Consider the following 18034-nt stretch of genomic DNA (forward strand, 5'->3'; position numbering starts at 1 on the left):
GAGCGGATGCCGGTCAGGCCCGCGCGACGAGGAGGTCGGCGTGCCACCGCTCCGCGACGTCGGGGTGGGCCCGCAGGCGCGACTTGAGCGCGTTCTCGCCATAGAGGGCGTGGATCGGGTTCGACGGGTCTTGGGTGACCCCGCGCGCCTGAGCCGCGAGCTCGCCGGGTAGGTCGATGAGGGGGAGTCGGCTGTCCAGCGCCGGGTTGAAGAAGAACGGCACCGAGATTCGGTCGTCGGGAAGGCGCGGCGAGACGACGCGGTGGTTCGTGGCGAGAAGATACCCGCGGGTGGCGTATTCGAGCATCTCCCCGATGTTGACGACGAACGCCCCCGGCACGGGCGGTGCATCGACCCACGCTCCGTCGCGCTCGACCTGCAGGCCGCTCTTGCCCGGTTCCACCCACAGGAGCGTGAGGACTCCCGAGTCCTTGTGCGCGCCCACGCCCTGCTGCGGCTCGGGAGCGTCGGTGCCGGGGTACCGGACGATCTTGAGCAGCGTCGAGGGTTCTCCGAAGTGCTGGTCGAAGTAGCTCTCTTCGGCTCCGAGGGCGAGCGCCCACGCACGTAGCAGCCGGCGTGCGACGCCGGTGAGGTGGGTCTGCCACCGGTCGGTGACGTCGCGCAGCTCGGGAAGGGCCGCCGGCCACAGGTTGGGCCCGATGAGTCGGGCGAAGTCTGGCGCGGCGGGGTCGTCCACGGCATCCCGTTCGGGCCCGATGTCGATCTGCTCGCGCCAGTCGATCGCTCCCTGCGTGCGCTCGCCGCCGATGCGGGTGTATCCGCGGAAGTGCGGGCTGCCGACATTCTCGATCGCGAGCTTGTCCGCCTCGGACAGCGCGAAGAAGGCGCGCGCGGTCTCGTGCAGCCGGCTTTCGAGCCCGGCGGGAATGTCGGTGCCGACGAGGTAGAAGAACCCGACGTCGTGTGTGGCGCGACGCAGATCGTCGCGGAAGCGGGCGGCGGCCTCAGGCCCCTGCGTCAGGAGGGACAGGTCGAGGACAGGCAGGTTCAGCTCCGGCATCCCCCGAGGATAGGCAGCCGCGCATTCCGGCGACGCGGTTGTTGCCGTTCGTTACCGCCCCGCACGGCCGGGAATAACCTGGACGTGGCCACGTTGTACGAGATACATTCACTTGCATGGATCGGATGCCGCGGGCATCCAGGAAGCGGAAGAAACCGTGAGCGAGACCACCACCACCTGGCCGGGGATGCAGTTCGGCATCTTCACCGTCAGCGACATCACCCAGGACCCGACCACGGGCCACACACCGAGCGAGGGCGAGCGGATCGCCGCGACGGTGGAGATCGCGAAGCACGCCGAAGAGGTGGGACTGGACGTCTTCGCCCTCGGCGAGCACCACAACCCGCCCTTCTGGTCGAGCTCTCCCACCACGACCCTCGCCTACATCGCCGCACAGACCGAGCGGCTCGTGTTGTCGACCGCGACGACCCTCATCACGACGAACGACCCGGTCAAGATCGCCGAAGACTACGCCATGCTGCAGCACCTCTCGGGTGGTCGCATGGACCTCATGCTCGGCCGCGGCAACACCGGCCCCGTCTACCCCTGGTTCGGCAAGGACATCCGCCAGGGACTCCCGCTGTCGATCGAGAACTACGCCCTCCTGCACAAGCTCTGGCGTGAGGACGTCGTCGACTGGGAAGGCAAGTTCCGCTCCTCCCTGCAGGGCTTCACCTCCACCCCGCGGCCCCTCGACGGCATCGCGCCCTTCGTGTGGCACGGATCGATCCGCACGCCCGAGATCGCCGAGCAGGCCGCCTACTACGGCGACGGCTTCTTCGCGAACAACATCTTCTGGCCGGCTGAGCACTACCAGCGCCTCATCGCCCTCTACCGTCAGCGTTGGGAGCACTACGGCCACGGCGGTCCGGAAACGGCCATCGTCGGCCTCGGCGGCCAGGCGTTCATGGCGAAGAACTCGCAGGATGCCGTGTCGCAGTTCCGTCCCTACTTCGACAACGCACCCGTCTACGGCCACGGGCCCTCGCTGGAGGACTTCTCCGAGATGACGCCGCTCACCGTGGGTTCGCCGCAGCAGGTCATCGACCGCTACGCCGGGATGCGTGAGCTGTTCGGCGACTACCAGCGTCAGTTGTTCCTCGTCGACCACGCCGGCCTGCCGCTGAAGACCGTGCTCGAGCAGCTCGACTTCCTCGGCGGCGAGGTCGTCCCCGTCTTGCGCCGCGAGTTCGCCGAGAACCGCCCGACCACGGTGCCCGACGCTCCGACCCACGCCGCTCGCGTGCTCGCCGAGTACGGTGACGGCCCGGTGCGCGAGGCGCGACCGCGCGCCAACCGCGGCGACAACCTCAGCGGACCCTCGCCCTACCAGGACACCCCGGCTCCGGCCGGCGCCGCCTTCGGTCTGGGGGCAGGACGATGAGCGCACGCAGGATCTCCGTCATCTCGGCAGGGCTGTCGAATCCTTCCTCGACCCGCATGCTCGCCGACCGGCTCGCCGCCGCCACCGTTGCCGAACTCGCCGCGCGGGGCATCGAGGCGACGGTCGACACGATCGAGCTGCGCGACTACGCGCACGATATCGCGAACAACCTGCTGACCGGGTTCGCGCCGGCGGCGCTGGAATCGGCCATCAACGCGGTGGTCTCGGCAGACGCCGTGATCGCCGTCACGCCGATCTTCTCGACGAGCTACTCCGGGTTGTTCAAGTCGTTCATCGACGTGCTCGACCCCGATGCGCTGACCGGCACGCCCGTGCTCATCGGGGCCAACGCGGGGACCGCACGACACTCGCTCGCGATCGACTACGCGATCCGCCCCCTGTTCACCTACCTGCACGCAGAGCCCGTCTCGACGGGCGTGTTCGCCGCGTCGAGCGACTGGGGAGCGGCAGCCGACGAGGTCGCACCGCTGAGCGCGCGCGTCGAACGCGGCGCGCGCGAACTCGCCGAAGCGGTCGCGCGCCGCGAGCCGGCTACGGCATCCGATCCCTTCGATCCGGACAGCTATCTCGGCGAGGGCCGCTCGTTCGGTCACCTGCTCGGCGGCCTCGCGGGGGAGTAGCCGGACGCCGCTCAGCCGATCGCGGGTGCCGCCCGGCGCGCGTGCACGAGATCGGCGAACGCCGCGAACGGCGCGGACGCCAGCGCGGCCGGCGTGCCCTCGGCCTCGGGATGCCACTGCACCGCGAGGACGGGGGCGTCGCTGTGCTCCACCGCTTCCACGATGCCGTCCTCGGCCACGGCGGTGGCGACGAGCCCGGTCCCGAGTCGGTCGATCGCCTGGTGGTGGCCCGATGCGACGCGGATCCGCGTCGCGCCGACAACGTCGTGCAGCCGGCTGTCCGCCGTCACGTCGACGTCGTGCCATGCCCACGCGAGCCCGCCGCATCCGTCGGAGGCGGCGGTGTGGCGTACGTCGGAGGCGGGAAGGTCTTCGATCAAGGTGCCGCCGAACGCCACGTTCACGACCTGGAGGCCTCGGCAGACGCCGAGCACGGGGATGCCGCGCTCCACGGCCGCCGCGAGGATGTCGAGGTCGAGGGCGTCCTGAGCGGGGTTGACGTCGTAGACCGGCGCTGCCGGGTCGCCGCCGTAACGAACCGGGTCGACGTCGCCTCCGCCGGGGAGGACGAGGCCGTCGAATCCCGCGAGGTCGGCCGTCCGCACGACGACCACGTCGAGGTCTTCCGCCCGCACGAGCTCGGCGACGTCGTCGAAGATCGCGTTGGCCAGACCGACACGCGCATCGGCGCCCTCGGCGTCGGACAGGCGGGCGGGCATCGCGATGCGCGGAAGAGTCATGCCTCCATTGTCGGACACGCGGCGGATCACTCGTCTGCGGAGGGGCGGATCGAGGCCTCCTCGCGTGCACGGGTGATCGCATCGACGGTGCGCACCAGCGCCAGATGAGACAGCGCCTGCGGGGTGTTGCCGACGTGACGCTCTCCCACCGGGTCGTACTCCTCGCTGAGCATGCCGACGTCGTTGCGCAGCGCGCACAGCCTGTCGAGCAGACGCTCCGCATCGGCGAGTCGTCCCGACGCCGCGTATTGCTCGGCGAGCCAGAAGCTGCAGGCGAGGAACGGATGCTCGTCGCCGCTCAGCCCGTCCACCCCGGTCGCCGTGCGGTAGCGGTGCACGAGGCCCTCGTGGACCAGGGTCTTCTCGATGACGGCGACCGTGGCGAGCATCCGCGGATCATCCGCCGCACAGAAGCCCACCATGGGGAGCTGCAGCAGCGCGGCGTCGACATCGTCGGTGCCGTACGACTGAGTGAAGCCGCCGTGGGCGCCGATGCCCTGCGACTCGATCTCCTCCCGCATGCGGTCTCGAAGGCGTTCCCAGTGCTCCACGGGGCCATCGAGGCCGAACGAGCGGACGGCGCGGACGCCTCGGTCGAAAGCTGCCCAGATCATGACGCGGGAATGGGTGAACATTCGCGGTTCACCGCGGATCTCCCAGATGCCGTGGTCGGGCTCGGGCAGGTGCGCCTCGACATTGCGCAGCAGCGCGCGCTCGAGCGACCACGAGAATGCGGACTCTTCGAGCCCCGCCTCGCGGCCGGCGTGGAGGGCGACCATGACCTCGCCGATGACGTCCGCCTGATACTGCCCGGCTGCCTCATTGCCGATCCTGACGGGTCGGGAGTCCGCGTAGCCGGGCAGGCTCGTGAGGGTGCGCTCGGCGAGATCGCGCTCGCCGGCGATCCCGTACATGATCTGCATCTGCTCGGGATCGCCCGCGATCGCGCGCAGCAGCCACGCCCGCCAATGCTCCACGACCCCGAGGAAACCGTGCGCGATGAGGGCCTCGAGAGTGAGGGCGGCGTCGCGCAGCCACACGTAGCGGTAGTCCCAGTTCCGCTCCCCGCCGAAGTCCTCCGGCAGCGAGGTCGTGGCGGCCGCCACGATGCCGCCGGTGTCGCGGTGGGTCAGGGCGCGCAGCAGCAGCAGCGAGCGCACGACGGCGTCGCGATGGACGCCGTCGGCCTCGATACGGTCGGACCAGCGCTGCCACCAGTCCTCGGTGTGGGAGATCGCTTCATCGACGTCGAGCACCGCGGGCGGCTCGTGGTGCGACGGGTGCCACGTGAGCACGAGGTCCCGGCGGTCGCCGGCGTCGACGGTGAACCCTCCGGTGTGGGCGTGATCGGTCGCGGTGACCGGGGCGCCGGTGAAACGCAGCGCGTCGGGCCCAGCGATCGCGCGGATCTCGTCGCCGGCTCCGACCCGACGGACCCACGGCAGCGCGCGGGCGTAGTCCAAACGCAATCGCAACTGCTGGGCGAACTCGACGGACCCCTCGACACCCACGACGCGGCGGACGAGGTCCATCCGGTGGACCGTGTCGAGGCGGCGGGTGTCCACCGGGAGGATGTCGCGGACCTCCGCGACCCCCGAGGCGGTCGTCCACCGAGTGACGAGCGTGAAGGTGTCGCCTTCGTAGCGGCGCTCCGCGACCGCGGCGGGATCGCTGGGCCGCAACCGCCAGCTCCCGTGATCGTCGTCGCCCAGGAGCGCCCCGAACACCGACGCCGCATCGAACCGCGGCAGGCACAGCCAGTCGATCGAGCCGTCGCGCGCGACCAGGGCGGCGGTGCGGCAGTTGCTCAGCAGGGCGTAGTCCTCGATGGGGGAGCTCATCATACGAGTCTCCCAGCGTCGGCCACCGATCGCGCGTCTAGGGTGGCGAACATGGCCTCGGACACCACTCTCGTCATCATCGGAGGCGGCGGCGATCTCGCCTCGCGCCTGCTCCTTCCCGCACTGGGCGACCTCATCGCCGCCCAGGAGGACCGTCGGGTTCGCGTCGTGGGGGCGGGGCAGTCGCCCTGGGACGACGCGCGGTGGGCCACGGCGGTGCATGCGGCGGTCGGGCGGGAGCTGCCCGCGGACCGGTTCCAGGTGGGTCCCTTCGTCACGGCCGACGCGACCGACCGTGATGGCATGCGGGCGATCATCGAGGCCGCCGGTGCCGGACCTGTGGTGCTCTACTTCGCGGTTCCGCCAGCGGTAACCGCGGCAGCGTGCCGCGCCCTCCACCCCGAGGACCTGCCGGCCGGCTGCATCCTCGCGCTCGAGAAGCCCTTCGGCTCGGATGCTCACAGCGCCGGCGAGCTGAACGCGGTGCTGCGCGGCCTGGTGCCGGAGGAGCAGATCTTCCGCGTGGACCACTTCCTCGGCAGATCGACTGTTCTGAACGTCCTCGGGGTGCGCTTCGCCAACCGGATCATCGAGCCGGTGTGGTCGGCCGACAACGTCGCCGCGGTCTCGATCGTCTTCGACGAGACCCTGGCGCTGGAGGGCCGCGCCGGCTACTACGATCGCGCCGGCGCGCTGGAGGACATGATCCAGAGCCACCTGCTCCAGGTGCTCGCCGTCGTCGCGATGGAGCCTCCCGCAACCCTCGATGAAGCCGACTTCCGGTCCGCGACGGCGGCGGCGCTCCGTGCGACGAGGGTGTGGGGCGACGACCCGGTCGCATCTTCCCGCCGCGCCCGCTACACCGCGGGGACGATATCCGGACGCCAGGTGCCGGACTACGCGGACGAGAAGGGCGTGGACCCTCACCGTGAGACCGAGACCCTCGCGGAGATCGTGTGCGCCGTCGACACCGCACGGTGGAGCGGAGTGCCTTTTACGCTGCGATCGGGCAAGGCGCTCGGCGACGCGCAGATGCGGATCGATCTTCACTTCCGGCCGGTGCGGCACCTCCCGCGAGGATTCACCGGTGACGAGGAGGGCGGCCTGCTGCGCTTCTGGCTCGGCCCCGACCGCATGGAGTGCGTCCTCAATGTGAACGGTGAGGGCGACCCCTTCCGCCTCCATCGGGCGACGCTGGCCGCCGAGCTCGGCTCGGGTGCGGAGCGTAGTTACACGGAAGTGCTCGGCGCGATCCTCGACGGCGATGCGACGCTGTCCGTGCGCGGAGACGCCGCCGTCGAGTGCTGGCGCATCATCGCACCCGTGCAGGAGGCGTGGCGCGCGGGGGCCGTCCCGCTACAGGAGTATGCCGCGGGTTCGCACGGTCCCGCGGACTGGCCTGAGGCCTGAGGCCTGCCCCCCGAAGGCTCAGGACCGCCAGCGGTACTCAGTCTCCGGACGGCCCTGGCCGCCGTAGCGCGCGATCCGTTCGAGCCGCTCCACCTGCACGAGGTGCTCCAGATAGCGCCGCGCGGCGACGCGTGACATCCCGAGCCGCTCCGCGAGTTCCTTGGCAGAGACGGCGCGCGCCTCGCGGACGGCGGCCGTCACGCGCTCGAGCGTGTGCGCGGCGAGCCCCTTGGGCAGCGACGGGACTCGAACGGCTCCCGTCGCCCGCGAGGCGGAGAGCAACGCGTCGATCTCCTCCTGTGTCGACGGGCCAGACGACTCCTGCGTGCGGCGGTGGTAGGTGCGATACTGCGCGAGGCGGTCCGCGAACACCGCGAAGGTCACCGGTTTGACGAGGTACTGCACGACACCGAGCCCCACCGTCTGGCGGACCGCGTCGGCATCCCTCACTCCGGTCACGGCGATGACGTCCACGGCGCTGCCGCGTGCACGGACGTGGCGCAGCACGTCGAGCCCGCTGCCGTCGGGCATCGTCATGTCGAGCAGGACGAGGTCCAGATCGGGACGCGACAGCACGGCCTCGATGGCCGCGTGGGCGCCCGTGCACTCCGCGACGACCGTGAAGCCTTCGAGCCGGGCGATGTAGTCGCGGTGCAGTTCGAGGGTCAGAGCCTCGTCGTCCACGAGCAGCACCGAGATCATGACGCCTCCGTCGGGAGCACGATGCGGAAGGTGGTGGGCGGGCCGTCCACGAGCGTCAATGAGCCGCCGATGTCGTCCACGACCGATCGCGCCAGGGCGAGACCGACGCCGCGACCTTCCGCGCCGGCTGGCTTGGTCGAGAAGCCGCGTTCGAAGACGCGCTCGCGCAGCGTGGAGGGGACGCCGGGGCCGCTGTCGGCGACCTCCAGCAGCAGCTCGGACTCCGACGTACGCGTCACCCGCACCCGCACCCACCGCGGCTCCGCGCCCCCGGCGGCGGCATCGAGGGCGTTGTCGAGGAGGTTGCCGACGAGGGCGACCTGGTCGATGGGGGACAGGAGGGACGAGGGAGCGCCCGGATCGAGGTCGACGATGAGCTCGACGCCTCGCTCGGCAGCCTGCGAGGTCTTCCCCAGCAGCAGCGCCGCCACCGTCGGGTCGCCGTCGGTGCGCGCCGTCACCTGGTCGACGAGCGTCTGACTGCGCTGCGCCGATTCCGACAGGAGCTCGATCGCCTCGTCGGTGCGTCCGAGCTCCAGCAGCGCGACGGCCGCGTGCAGGCGATTGCCGTGCTCGTGCGTCTGCGCGCGCAGGGCCTCCCCGAGCGTTCGCATCGACTCGGCCGCGGCAAGCGTGTCGCGGATCTGACCGGCGGGCAGGTCCCCGGCGACCCGGCGCGTGAAGCGGCGCGCGAACAGCGCCCCGGCGACACCGGCCACGACGAGCGCGGCGCCGATGCCGAGCGCGGCGAGCAGCCGGGGAACTAGCGCGGCCGAAACCGTCTCGACGGTGACTCCGACGGCCACCCAGCCCACGAGACGGCCCGCGGACTGCACGGGCACGATCGTCCGAAGCGACGGGCCGAGCGTTCCGGTGAACTCCTCCGTGAGCGGGCGAGGCGACCCGGGGACGGTCCCGAGGTACGGCCGACCGATCTCATCAGCGTCGGGGTGGGTGACCCGGATGCCGTCGGCATCCATGATCGTGACGAAGTCGACCGGCGCGTCGGCGACGACCGCGGTCGCCACCGGCTGGAGAAGGGCCGTCGCATCCACCCCGTCGGCGGCGTCCGTCAGCGCCTCGCGTACGTCGGGGGAGTCGGCGAGCGTCTGCGCGACGGCACGCGTGACACGCTCGGCCTCCGCGCGGCCGCTGCGCTGGCCCTCCAGGAGCAGGAGCCCGGAGGTGAGGAGCGCGGTGACGATGACCGCCGCCGAGAGGGCGAGGAACACGCGCGACGCGGCGCTGCGCCCTTCGCTCCGTCTCATCACGGTCCTTTCCGAAACCTCGCGACCAATACGACCACAAATCGACGGGGACGGGAATGGCGCCGAATCTGAAGTCAGCGCCACCGTCGGCGACTTCGAACAACGACCGTTCACCCTGGAGGAAGACATGGCCCTCTCGACGACATCCATCCGCATCCCGGACTTCATCCGGCGTCCCGGGAAGTCCTGGGACAAGCACACCTGGCTCTATGTCTCCGTGATCGCCGCGGTCGTCCTGGGGGCGACGATCGGTCTCGTCTGGCCGGAGGTCGGCATCTCCCTCGAGCCGCTCGGCAAGGCGTTCGTCGGGCTCATCAAGATGATGATCGCGCCGATCATCTTCTGCACGATCGTCGTCGGCGTCGGTTCCATCGCCAAGGCCGCGACGGTCGGCAAGATCGGCGGCCTCGCTCTCGGCTACTTCATGCTCATGTCGACGTTCGCGCTCGGCATCGGACTGGTCGTCGGCAACCTCATCCACCCGGGCGAGGGGCTGAACATGCAGTCCGCCGTCTACGACACGAGCGAACTCCCCGAGGCCAAGTCCACGACCGAGTTCCTCCTCGGGATCATCCCGACGACGTTCTTCTCGGCCTTCACGGGGGAGAGCGTGCTGCAGGTGCTGTTCATCGCGTTGCTCGTCGGGTTCGCGCTGCAGGGCCTCGGTCAGAAGGGCGAACCGATCATGTTCGCCGTCAAGCAGCTCCAGACGCTCGTCTTCCGCATCCTCGGCATGATCCTCTGGCTCGCCCCCGTCGGCGCCTTCGGTGCGATCGCCGCTGTCGTGGGCAAGACCGGTGCCGCCGCGATCGTGAGCCTCGGCATCCTGATGGTCGCCTTCTACATCACCTGCATCCTGTTCATCGTCGGCGTCCTCGGGACTCTGCTGTGGGCGGTGTCGCGAATCAACATCTTCCGTCTGATGAAGTACCTCGGCCGCGAGTACCTGCTCATCGTCGGCACGTCGTCGAGCGAGTCCGCTCTGCCGCGCCTCATCGCCAAGATGGAGCACGTCGGCGTCTCCAAGCCCGTCGTCGGCATCACCGTCCCCACCGGGTACTCGTTCAACCTCGACGGCACCGCGATCTACCTGACGATGGCGTCGCTGTTCATCGCGGCCGGTATGGGAGCGCCGATGTCCATTCCGGAGCAGATCGGTCTGCTGGTGTTCATGATCATCGCCAGCAAGGGAGCGGCCGGCGTGACCGGCGCGGGCCTCGCCACCCTCGCCGGCGGCCTGCAGGCCTACCGCCCCGACCTCGTCAACGGCGTCGGTGTGATCGTCGGGATCGACCGGTTCATGTCCGAGGGGCGCGCGCTGACGAACTTCACCGGCAACGCGGTGGCGACGCTGCTCATCGGGACGTGGACCAAGCAGTTCGACCGCACGCGGGCCCACGAGGTGCTCGCCGGTCGCCTCCCGTTCGACGAGTCGACCCTCTCCGGCGACCACGACCACGGCGGTACGCCCGCGCCGCTGCCCGAGCGCGAGGTCGTCGAGGTGCGCTGACGGTGTGAGCACACGACGACGGCCCGGTCGCTCCTTCGAGCGCCGGGCCGTCGTCGTGCGTGTGCGGGTCAGCCGCTCTTGCGGCGGAACTCGCGCCTGGTCATCGCGTTGTGCGTGCCGTGCACGGCGGAGTCGCCGTCCAGGTGCGACTCGCCTTCGCGGTGCTGCGCGTTCTTCTTGTCGAGCGCCTCCTTGAACTTGCGCTTCATGTCCTCGGACGCCCCGGGGGCGGTCTCGTCACTACTACTCATACCCCCACGATACGCAGGCGAGGAGCCGACTGGTAGGCTTGGTCAGGTTGCCGTCTGGCATCCGCTCAACTACACACTGAGCTCTCAATGACACATTGAGAACCTGGAGCAGGCCGGCAGGAAGCTGGTCCCCTGTGGTGGGTTCCCGTCTCGCACGGTGACTTTCTACTGGTGGCCAGTGCTGACGAGTCCCGCGACCGCGTGGCGCGTCGAGATCTGCCTGTTCCTGCTCCTTCGAACGACCTCGTGCGCGAAACGCGCGTGCGAGTCTAAACAAAGAAGGAGAGACCTCTTGGAAGGTCCTGAAATCACCGCCGCCGAGGCCGTCCTGGACAACGGACGTTTCGGCACCCGCACCATCCGCTTCGAGACCGGCCGCCTCGCGCAGCAGGCCCAGGGCGCTGTCGCCGCCTACCTCGACGAGGAGACGATGCTCCTGTCGGCCACGAGTGCCGGCAAGAACCCGCGCGAAGGGTTCGACTTCTTCCCGCTGACGGTCGACGTCGAGGAGCGCTCATACGCCGCCGGCAAGATCCCCGGCTCGTTCTTCCGCCGCGAGGGCCGCCCCTCCACCGAGGCCATCCTGGTCTGCCGTCTCATCGACCGCCCGCTGCGCCCGTCGTTCGTCGACGGCCTCCGCAACGAGGTGCAGATCGTCGTCACCGTCCTGTCGATCGCTCCCGGCGAGTTCTACGACGCGCTCGCGATCAACGCCGCGTCGCTGTCGACCCAGATCTCGGGTCTCCCGTTCTCGGGCCCCATCGCCGGTGTCCGCCTCGCGCTCATCCCGGGCCACGGCGAGCACGCCGACCAGTGGGTCGCCTTCCCGACCGTGACGCAGCTCGAGGAGGCCGTCTTCGACCTCATCGTCGCCGGTCGCGTGCTGCCCGACGGCGATGTCGCGATCATGATGGTCGAGGCGGAGGCCACCGAGCACAGCTGGAACCTCATCAAGGCCGGTGCCGTGAAGCCCAGCGAGGAGATCGTCGCCCAGGGCCTCGAGGCATCCAAGCCCTTCATCAAGGAGCTCGTCGCCGCCCAGAACGCGGTCGCCAACACCGCCGCCAAGGAGATCCAGCCCTACCCGGTCTTCCCCGCGTACAGCCAGGAGGTCTACGACTTCGTCGCCGGCCGCGCGTACGACCAGCTCGTGCCGGTCTACCAGATCGCCGACAAGCAGGAGCGCCAGAACGCCGACGACGCGATCAAGGATGCCGTGAAGGCCGAGCTGCTCGCCGCCGTCGAGGCCGGCCAGCTGCCCGCCGTCGCGACGCTTGAGTTCTCCGCGGCGTACAAGTCGGTCACCAAGACGATCGTGCGCGGCCGGATCCTCAGCGAGGGCGTCCGCATCGACGGTCGCGGCCTCGCCGACATCCGCGCGCTCGACGCCGAGGTCCAGGTGATCCCGCGCGTGCACGGTTCGGCGATCTTCCAGCGCGGCGAGACCCAGATCCTGGGTGTCACGACGCTGAACATGCTCAAGATGGAGCAGCAGATCGACTCGCTGTCGCCCGTCACGAGCAAGCGCTACATGCACCACTACAACTTCCCGCCCTACTCGACCGGTGAGACCGGTCGTGTCGGCAGCCCGAAGCGTCGCGAGATCGGGCACGGCTTCCTCGCCGAGCGCGCCCTCGTGCCCGTGCTGCCCAGCCGCGAGGAGTTCCCGTACGCGATCCGTCAGGTGTCCGAGGCCCTCAGCTCCAACGGGTCGACGTCGATGGGGTCGGTCTGCGCGTCCACGCTGTCGCTGCTGAACGCGGGTGTGCCGCTGCGCGCCCCCGTCGCCGGTATCGCGATGGGTCTCGTCTCCGACCAGGTCGACGGTCAGACCCGCTACGCGGCGCTCACCGACATCCTCGGCGCCGAAGACGCGCTGGGCGACATGGACTTCAAGGTCGCCGGCACGAGCGAGTTCGTCACGGCGATCCAGCTCGACACGAAGCTCGACGGCATCCCGTCGTCGGTGCTGTCGGCTGCGCTGACGCAGGCCAAGGAGGCGCGCCTCACGATCCTCAACGTCCTCAACGCCGCGATCGACGGTCCGGACGAGATGGCTCCGACGGCGCCGCGCGTCATCAGCGTGCAGATCCCGGTCGACAAGATCGGTGAGCTGATCGGCCCCAAGGGCAAGACGATCAACGCGATCCAGGACGAGACCGGCGCGCAGATCTCGATCGAGGAGGACGGCACCGTCTACATCGGCGCGACCGATGGTCCGTCGGCCGAGGCGGCCCGTGCGCAGGTGAACGCGATCGCCAACCCCACCAACCCGGAGGTCGGCGAGCAGTTCCTGGGCACGGTCGTGAAGATCGCGACGTTCGGTGCGTTCATCTCGCTCCTGCCCGGCAAGGACGGCCTGCTGCACGTCAGCGAGGTCCGCAAGCTCGCCGGCGGCAAGCGCGTCGAGAACGTCGAGGACGTGCTGGGCGTCGGGCAGAAGCTGCTCGTGCGCATCACGAAGATCGACGACCGCGGCAAGCTGTCACTCGAGCCGGTGCTCGAGGAGGCCGCTGACCAGGAAGGCTCCGCTGCTGCCAGCGAGGGTCCGGGAGACGCGCCCGCCGAGGGCTGATCCCTCCGAGTCCGCACGGATGCCCGTCGCCTCGCGTCTCACGACGCGGAGCGGCGGGCATCCGTCGTTTTCGTTTGGACCCCGCACGAAAGGGCAGGTCGTCACGGGAAAGATGATCGGCGGAGCGACTCGTCTCCGTCGGGGCAAAGCGTTATGCAATGTTTACCCCGTGTTGGCCGCAATACCGCACCTGCACACGAGCAGGGCCTACCCTCGGAGGTAACGCATCGGGGTATGCGTGCACGCCACGGATCTCCACGACAACGTGAGGGGGTGCGTGCAGATGGGATTCTTCGGAGCCGGATCCACCGCCGCGACTCCTCACGCCTCGCCTCCCGTCTCTGAGGGAGCGGGTCGTGTCGCGACCGTCGCCGATGCCGCGCAGCATCCTTCGGCTCCCATTCCCGTGCAAGGCAGCGGTGTGGGTGAGGCGCTCCGCGTGCCGCTGGGGGAGAGTGGCCTACACGCCTTTCCGCTGATCCTCGGGGGCGGCGAGTTCGGCTGGCACGTCGACTCGGGCGCCGCGCAGACGATCCTCGACACCTATGTGGCGCGGGGCGGCAATGCCCTCCACACGTCCGACGGGTACAGCGCGGGGCGCAGCGAGCACATCATCGGACAGTGGATGCGCTCGCGGGGCAGCCGCGACGATCTCATCGTGAGCGTGCGCGTCGGAACCAACGCCGACCACCCGGGACTCGGGCCGGTGAACCTCATCCGTGCCGTCGAGGCCTCACTCACGCGCCTGCAGACCGACCGTATCGATCTGCTCTATCTCGATGCGAGCGCAGACGGGAAGACGGCGCTGGAGGACACCTTGGCGACCGCGGAGTGGCTCGTCGAGGCAGGCAAGGTCCGCGCCCTCGGCGCCTACGGTCACTCGGCCGCTCAACTGGTCGAAGCGCGCATCCTGGCATCCGCGGGGTACCCCCGGCTCACCGTGCTCGACGTGCCGTACAACATCTTGCGACGGGGTGATCTCGACGGTGACCTGCGGCTCGTCGCCGGGGCGCAGAACATCGCCGTCACGTCGTCGCAGGCGCTGGAGCACGGCTTCCTCGCGGGTGCGCACCGGTCGCGCGAACGCGTCGCCTCGACGGTGCGGGGAGTCCAGCTCGCCGCGTCGATGAACCGTCGTGGCACGCGCACGCTCCGGGCGCTCGACCGTATCGGTGCGGAGCTCTCGGTGCCGGCGGCAGCGGTCGCGATCGCGTGGCTCCTCGCACAGCGCATCGTCGCCGCGCCGATCGTCAACGTCTATGCCGCGGCACACGTGGAGGAGATTCTCCAGGGCGTGGGAGTGCGCCTCAGCCGCACCCAACTGGCCGAGATCGCGCGCGCATCGGAGTGATCTCCGACTCGCTGACGTAGGGTGGGAAGGACCCCCCTTCGCTGCGAATCGAGACGCCTGTGACGCACTATCTCTACCTCGTGCGCCACGGCGAGCACCTCGACGCGGAGCACGGACTCGAAGACGGCCCGCTGTCTCCCCGTGGGCGCCGACAGGCTGAGCTCCTCGCGGATCGACTGTCGGGAGTGCCGCTGTCGGCCGTGTGGCACTCGCCGTTGGAGCGCGCCGCGGAGACCGCCCGCGCGGTCGCTCAGCGGCTGCCGTCGGTCGCTCCTGAGCCGTCGGCGCTCCTGTTCGACTGTGTGCCGACGGGGATGACTCTCGACACTCCCGCCGCCTACGAAGCCTTCTTCGGGGGCATCACCGAGGCCGAGATCGAAGCGGGTGCGGCGCAGATGTCCGACGCGATCGGCGAGTTCCTGGCGCGTAAGCCCGACGCTCACGAGCTGCTCATCACCCACAACTTCGTGATCGCCTGGTTCGTGCGCGAGGTGCTCGAGGCGCCCGCCTGGAGATGGCTGACGCTCAGCCAGGCTCACTGCGGGCTCACGGTGCTGGCCCAGCGCCCCGGCCGGCCGTGGACGCTCGTGTCGCACAACGATCTGGCGCACCTTCCCATGGAGTTGCGCACGGGACTCCCCGAGACCCCGCGCATCTGAGCGGATGCCGCAACCGCCCGCCGAGATCTCGCTGACGACGGCTGACGTCGCCCGGCTCCTCGCCGCCCAGCATCCTGCTCTCGGCGGCGCGCTGCGCCACGTCGCGCACGGATGGGACAACGACGTCTTCCGCCTCGGCGACGCCCTCGCCGTGCGTCTCCCGCGTCGTGAGGCCGCGGCCCGCCTCGTCCGACACGAGCAACGCTGGCTGCCGCACCTCGCGCCGCTGCTGCCGGTGCCCGTCCCGGTGCCGGTGGCCGTCGGCATCCCGGATGCGGACTACCCCTGGCACTGGAGCGTCGTCCCCTGGTTCGCGGGGGACCGCGTCGCCGACCACGCCGTGGCCGACCGAGACGGCCTCGCGGGCGACGTCGCGGCCGTTCTCCGGGCGCTGCACCGGAACGCGCCACCCGGTGCGCCGCGGAATCCGGTGAGGGGAGTGCCCCTGCGCGATCGCGACGCCGTCGTGCGCCCGAGACTGCGGGACTCTGGGCTGGAGCAGCTGTGGGATGCCGGGCTGCAGGCGCCCGTGTGGGCGGGACCCGACGTCTGGGTGCACGGCGACGTGCACGCGGGCAACCTGATCTCCCGAGACGGTCGCCTCGCCGCCGTCATCGACTTCGGTGACGTGTGTGCGGGCGACCCGGCGTGCGACCTGGCAGTCGCGTGGACGGTGTTCGGGCCTCGAGGTCGACTTCGGCTGCGTGAGGCTCTGGGCGAACGATACGACGACGCGACGTGGGTGCGCGCTCGGGCCTGGGCGGTGTCTTTCGCCACCCTCCTCGCCGATGCCGACGACGCGTGGCTTCGTGACATGTCCGCGCACGCGATCGACCAGCTCCGCGCCGAGTGACGCAGGAGCGCCGGGCGAGCGCCCGCTATCGGAGCGGCTTCCCGTACCAGCGCGTCGCGTTGGGGTTGTCGTTGTAGGGCTCCATCGTGGTGTACCCGCCACGGGTGTAGAGCGCGCCGGCGGCTTCGAGGGTGTGGTGCGTGTCGAGCACGATCTCCGCGGCATCCCATGCCCGGGCCTGCTCTTCGAGGGCGGTGAGCAGCACGCGGCCCCATCCACGCCCCCGCGTTCGGGGCTGCAGGTAGAGGTGCTTCACTTCGTATCGGATGCCGTCCGGCCCGTCGGGTATGCGCCGGATGCCCCCGCAGCCGGCGTCGATGCCGTCGTCGTCCACGACGACCAGGAAGACTCCGGCCGGCGGGGTGAAGACCGCGGCGTCGGGGAAGACCGGCCGGTAGGTCTGACCCTGCGGAAATGCCTCACCGCGCATGGCGAAGTACTCCGTCAACAGCGCGCGCGATCGGGGGTCGTCGGCGGGGAGTGGCTCCAGGGACACCATGCCTTCGAGGCTACTCCGCGCGCCGCGCCCTCCCGGCCGGGAGCTGGGCGCGCGTCTAGGCTGGAGGCATGACGACGACGCGCGTCGCCCTCGTGGGCGGGACCGGCAAACTCGGCGGGATCATCCGTGACGTGATCGACGCGAGCGAGGATTTCGAGGTCGTGGCGGTCCTGGGCTCCTCGAGCGATCTGAGCGAGATGGACGGCGCGGATCTCGTGGTCGACGCGTCCGTCCCCGCCGTGTCGATCGATGTCGTGCGTGCGGCGATCGACCGTGGCCTCAACGTCCTGGTGGGTACCTCCGGGTGGTCGTCCGAACGCATCGCGCTCGTCCGTCCGCTCGTCGAGGCGGCGGGAACCGGTGCCGTCTTCATCCCCAACTTCTCCCTCGGATCGGTGATCGGATCGGCGATCGCCGCTGCCGCCGCGCCCTTCTTCCCCTCCATCGAGATCATCGAGGCGCATCGCGAGACGAAGATCGATTCGCCCAGCGGCACGGCCGTGCGGACCGCGGAGCTGATCGCGACCGCGCGAGCAGATGCCGGCCCGGTCGAGTCGCCTCACGTCGATCAGCGCGCGCGGGGCCAGCAGGTCGCGAGCGTTCCGATCCACTCCCTGCGTCGCCCGGGTGTCGTCGCACGGCAGGAGACGATTCTGTCCGGAGCGGGCGAATCGCTCACCGTCACCCACGACACGATCGACCCGGCGGCCGCCTACGGCCCCGGCATCCGCGTGGCCCTCGCCGCAGCGCGCACGCAGCGTGGCGTGGTCGTGGGTCTCGACAGCTTCCTCGACATCGGCTTCCGCTCGCCGCGCACGCATGCGCCCGTGCCGTTGGACGAGGGTGGCGTGCCGGGGCAGGTCGCACGCACCACCGGCGCATGACCGCGCGACTCGGGGTCGTCCTGATGGCGGCGGCCCTCGCGCTGTACATCGTCCTCGTCGCGCAGCGCGCCTGGCTCCTGCTCGCGAGTGGTGAGCCGATCGCCATCGCGATGGGCGCCTCGCTGCTCCTGCTGCCCGTGCTGGGTGCGTGGGGGCTGTGGCGTGAGCTGCGGTTCGGTTCGCGCGCGCAGTCTCTCGCGCGCCGTCTCGAGGCCGAGGGTGGACTTCCCGCCGAGGAGATCGACGTGCGTGAGAGCGGCCGGCCCGACCGGACGCAGGCCGACGCGCTGTTCCCCGCCTACCGCGCCGATGTGGAGGCGCACCCCGACGACTGGCGGGCCTGGTTCCGCTTGGGACTGGCCTACGACGGCGCGGGCGATCGCCGCCGAGCGCGCCATGCGGTCCGCACCGCCATCGCATTGGAGCGTTCCGACCGCTGAGG

17 protein-coding genes are annotated in these 18034 nt (G+C 70.2%); 10 read left to right on the top strand and 7 right to left on the bottom strand.

From position 1 onward, the window contains the following. Nucleotides 1-13: 13 nt before the first annotated feature. Nucleotides 14-1024: a 2-oxoglutarate and iron-dependent oxygenase domain-containing protein gene (locus P0Y48_01940; protein WEK13997.1), complete on the bottom strand. Its 1011-nt coding sequence runs from the start codon at nucleotides 1022-1024 to the stop codon at nucleotides 14-16. A gap of 187 nt (nucleotides 1025-1211) precedes the next feature. Between P0Y48_01940 and P0Y48_01945 the strand changes: the two genes are divergently transcribed. Further along, nucleotides 1212-2408 (top strand): LLM class flavin-dependent oxidoreductase, encoded by a 1197-nt coding sequence (locus P0Y48_01945; protein ID WEK14985.1) that lies wholly within the window; start codon nucleotides 1212-1214, stop codon nucleotides 2406-2408. Then, a complete protein-coding gene (locus P0Y48_01950; protein ID WEK13998.1) occupies nucleotides 2405-3049 on the top strand; it encodes an NAD(P)H-dependent oxidoreductase in 645 nt (214 codons plus the stop codon). Before P0Y48_01945 ends, P0Y48_01950 begins: the two co-directional genes overlap by 4 nt. An 11-nt stretch (nucleotides 3050-3060) precedes the next feature. Here the strand turns inward: P0Y48_01950 and P0Y48_01955 are convergent, their stop codons facing one another. After that, a complete protein-coding gene (locus tag P0Y48_01955) occupies nucleotides 3061-3789 on the bottom strand; it encodes a gamma-glutamyl-gamma-aminobutyrate hydrolase family protein (protein WEK13999.1) in 729 nt (242 codons plus the stop codon). A gap of 26 nt (nucleotides 3790-3815) precedes the next feature. Beyond that, nucleotides 3816-5630 carry a glycoside hydrolase family 15 protein gene (locus P0Y48_01960; protein ID WEK14000.1) on the bottom strand — a complete coding sequence of 605 codons (1815 nt, stop codon included), beginning with the start codon at nucleotides 5628-5630 and terminating at the stop codon, nucleotides 3816-3818. Nucleotides 5631-5681: 51 nt separating this feature from the next. Here P0Y48_01960 and P0Y48_01965 point away from each other — a divergent pair, with 51 nt between their 5' ends. Beyond that, nucleotides 5682-7040 carry a glucose-6-phosphate dehydrogenase gene (locus P0Y48_01965; protein ID WEK14001.1) on the top strand — a complete coding sequence of 453 codons (1359 nt, stop codon included), beginning with the start codon at nucleotides 5682-5684 and terminating at the stop codon, nucleotides 7038-7040. An 18-nt stretch (nucleotides 7041-7058) separates the two neighbouring features. Here the strand turns inward: P0Y48_01965 and P0Y48_01970 are convergent, their stop codons facing one another. Together P0Y48_01970 and P0Y48_01975 are read right to left on the bottom strand one after the other, a co-directional pair. Beyond that, a complete protein-coding gene (locus P0Y48_01970; GenBank protein ID WEK14002.1) occupies nucleotides 7059-7742 on the bottom strand; it encodes a response regulator in 684 nt (227 codons plus the stop codon). Next, nucleotides 7739-9010 carry an ATP-binding protein gene (locus P0Y48_01975; protein ID WEK14003.1) on the bottom strand — a complete coding sequence of 424 codons (1272 nt, stop codon included), beginning with the start codon at nucleotides 9008-9010 and terminating at the stop codon, nucleotides 7739-7741. Before P0Y48_01975 ends, P0Y48_01970 begins: the two co-directional genes overlap by 4 nt. Nucleotides 9011-9137: 127 nt before the next feature. On the opposite strand from P0Y48_01975, the gene P0Y48_01980 reads away from it, so the two are divergent. Next, nucleotides 9138-10520, top strand: coding sequence for a cation:dicarboxylase symporter family transporter (locus P0Y48_01980; protein WEK14004.1), 1383 nt, complete (start codon nucleotides 9138-9140; stop codon nucleotides 10518-10520). Between the two features lie 68 nt (nucleotides 10521-10588). Here the strand turns inward: P0Y48_01980 and P0Y48_01985 are convergent, their stop codons facing one another. Continuing rightward, nucleotides 10589-10771 carry a DUF5302 domain-containing protein gene (locus P0Y48_01985; protein ID WEK14005.1) on the bottom strand — a complete coding sequence of 61 codons (183 nt, stop codon included), beginning with the start codon at nucleotides 10769-10771 and terminating at the stop codon, nucleotides 10589-10591. A gap of 292 nt (nucleotides 10772-11063) precedes the next feature. Here P0Y48_01985 and P0Y48_01990 point away from each other — a divergent pair, with 292 nt between their 5' ends. The 4 genes from P0Y48_01990 to P0Y48_02005 all read left to right on the top strand — a co-directional run bounded on the left by P0Y48_01990 (nucleotide 11064) and on the right by P0Y48_02005 (nucleotide 16209). Beyond that, nucleotides 11064-13346 carry a polyribonucleotide nucleotidyltransferase gene (locus P0Y48_01990; protein WEK14006.1) on the top strand — a complete coding sequence of 761 codons (2283 nt, stop codon included), beginning with the start codon at nucleotides 11064-11066 and terminating at the stop codon, nucleotides 13344-13346. A 283-nt stretch (nucleotides 13347-13629) separates the two neighbouring features. Next, nucleotides 13630-14697 carry an aldo/keto reductase gene (locus P0Y48_01995; GenBank protein ID WEK14007.1) on the top strand — a complete coding sequence of 356 codons (1068 nt, stop codon included), beginning with the start codon at nucleotides 13630-13632 and terminating at the stop codon, nucleotides 14695-14697. Nucleotides 14698-14756: 59 nt separating this feature from the next. After that, the gene (locus P0Y48_02000; GenBank protein WEK14008.1) at nucleotides 14757-15356 is read left to right on the top strand and encodes a histidine phosphatase family protein; all 600 of its coding nucleotides are present in this window, start codon (nucleotides 14757-14759) and stop codon (nucleotides 15354-15356) included. A 4-nt stretch (nucleotides 15357-15360) separates the two neighbouring features. Beyond that, nucleotides 15361-16209, top strand: a complete 849-nt coding sequence (locus P0Y48_02005; protein ID WEK14009.1) for an aminoglycoside phosphotransferase family protein — start codon at nucleotides 15361-15363, stop codon at nucleotides 16207-16209. 25 nt (nucleotides 16210-16234) lie between these two features. Here P0Y48_02005 and P0Y48_02010 read toward each other — a convergent pair whose 3' ends face one another. Then, entirely contained in the window at nucleotides 16235-16708 is a 474-nt protein-coding gene (locus P0Y48_02010) for a GNAT family N-acetyltransferase (protein WEK14010.1), read from the bottom strand. A gap of 68 nt (nucleotides 16709-16776) precedes the next feature. On the opposite strand from P0Y48_02010, the gene P0Y48_02015 reads away from it, so the two are divergent. Together P0Y48_02015 and P0Y48_02020 are read left to right on the top strand one after the other, a co-directional pair. Next, nucleotides 16777-17592, top strand: a complete 816-nt coding sequence (locus P0Y48_02015) for a dihydrodipicolinate reductase C-terminal domain-containing protein (GenBank protein WEK14011.1) — start codon at nucleotides 16777-16779, stop codon at nucleotides 17590-17592. Further along, a complete protein-coding gene (locus P0Y48_02020) occupies nucleotides 17589-18032 on the top strand; it encodes a hypothetical protein (GenBank protein ID WEK14012.1) in 444 nt (147 codons plus the stop codon). Before P0Y48_02015 ends, P0Y48_02020 begins: the two co-directional genes overlap by 4 nt. The last annotated feature ends 2 nt before the right edge of the window (nucleotides 18033-18034 follow it).

Source organism: Candidatus Microbacterium phytovorans, assembly GCA_029202445.1.
Classification (GTDB): Bacteria; Actinomycetota; Actinomycetes; order Actinomycetales; family Microbacteriaceae; genus Microbacterium; species Microbacterium phytovorans.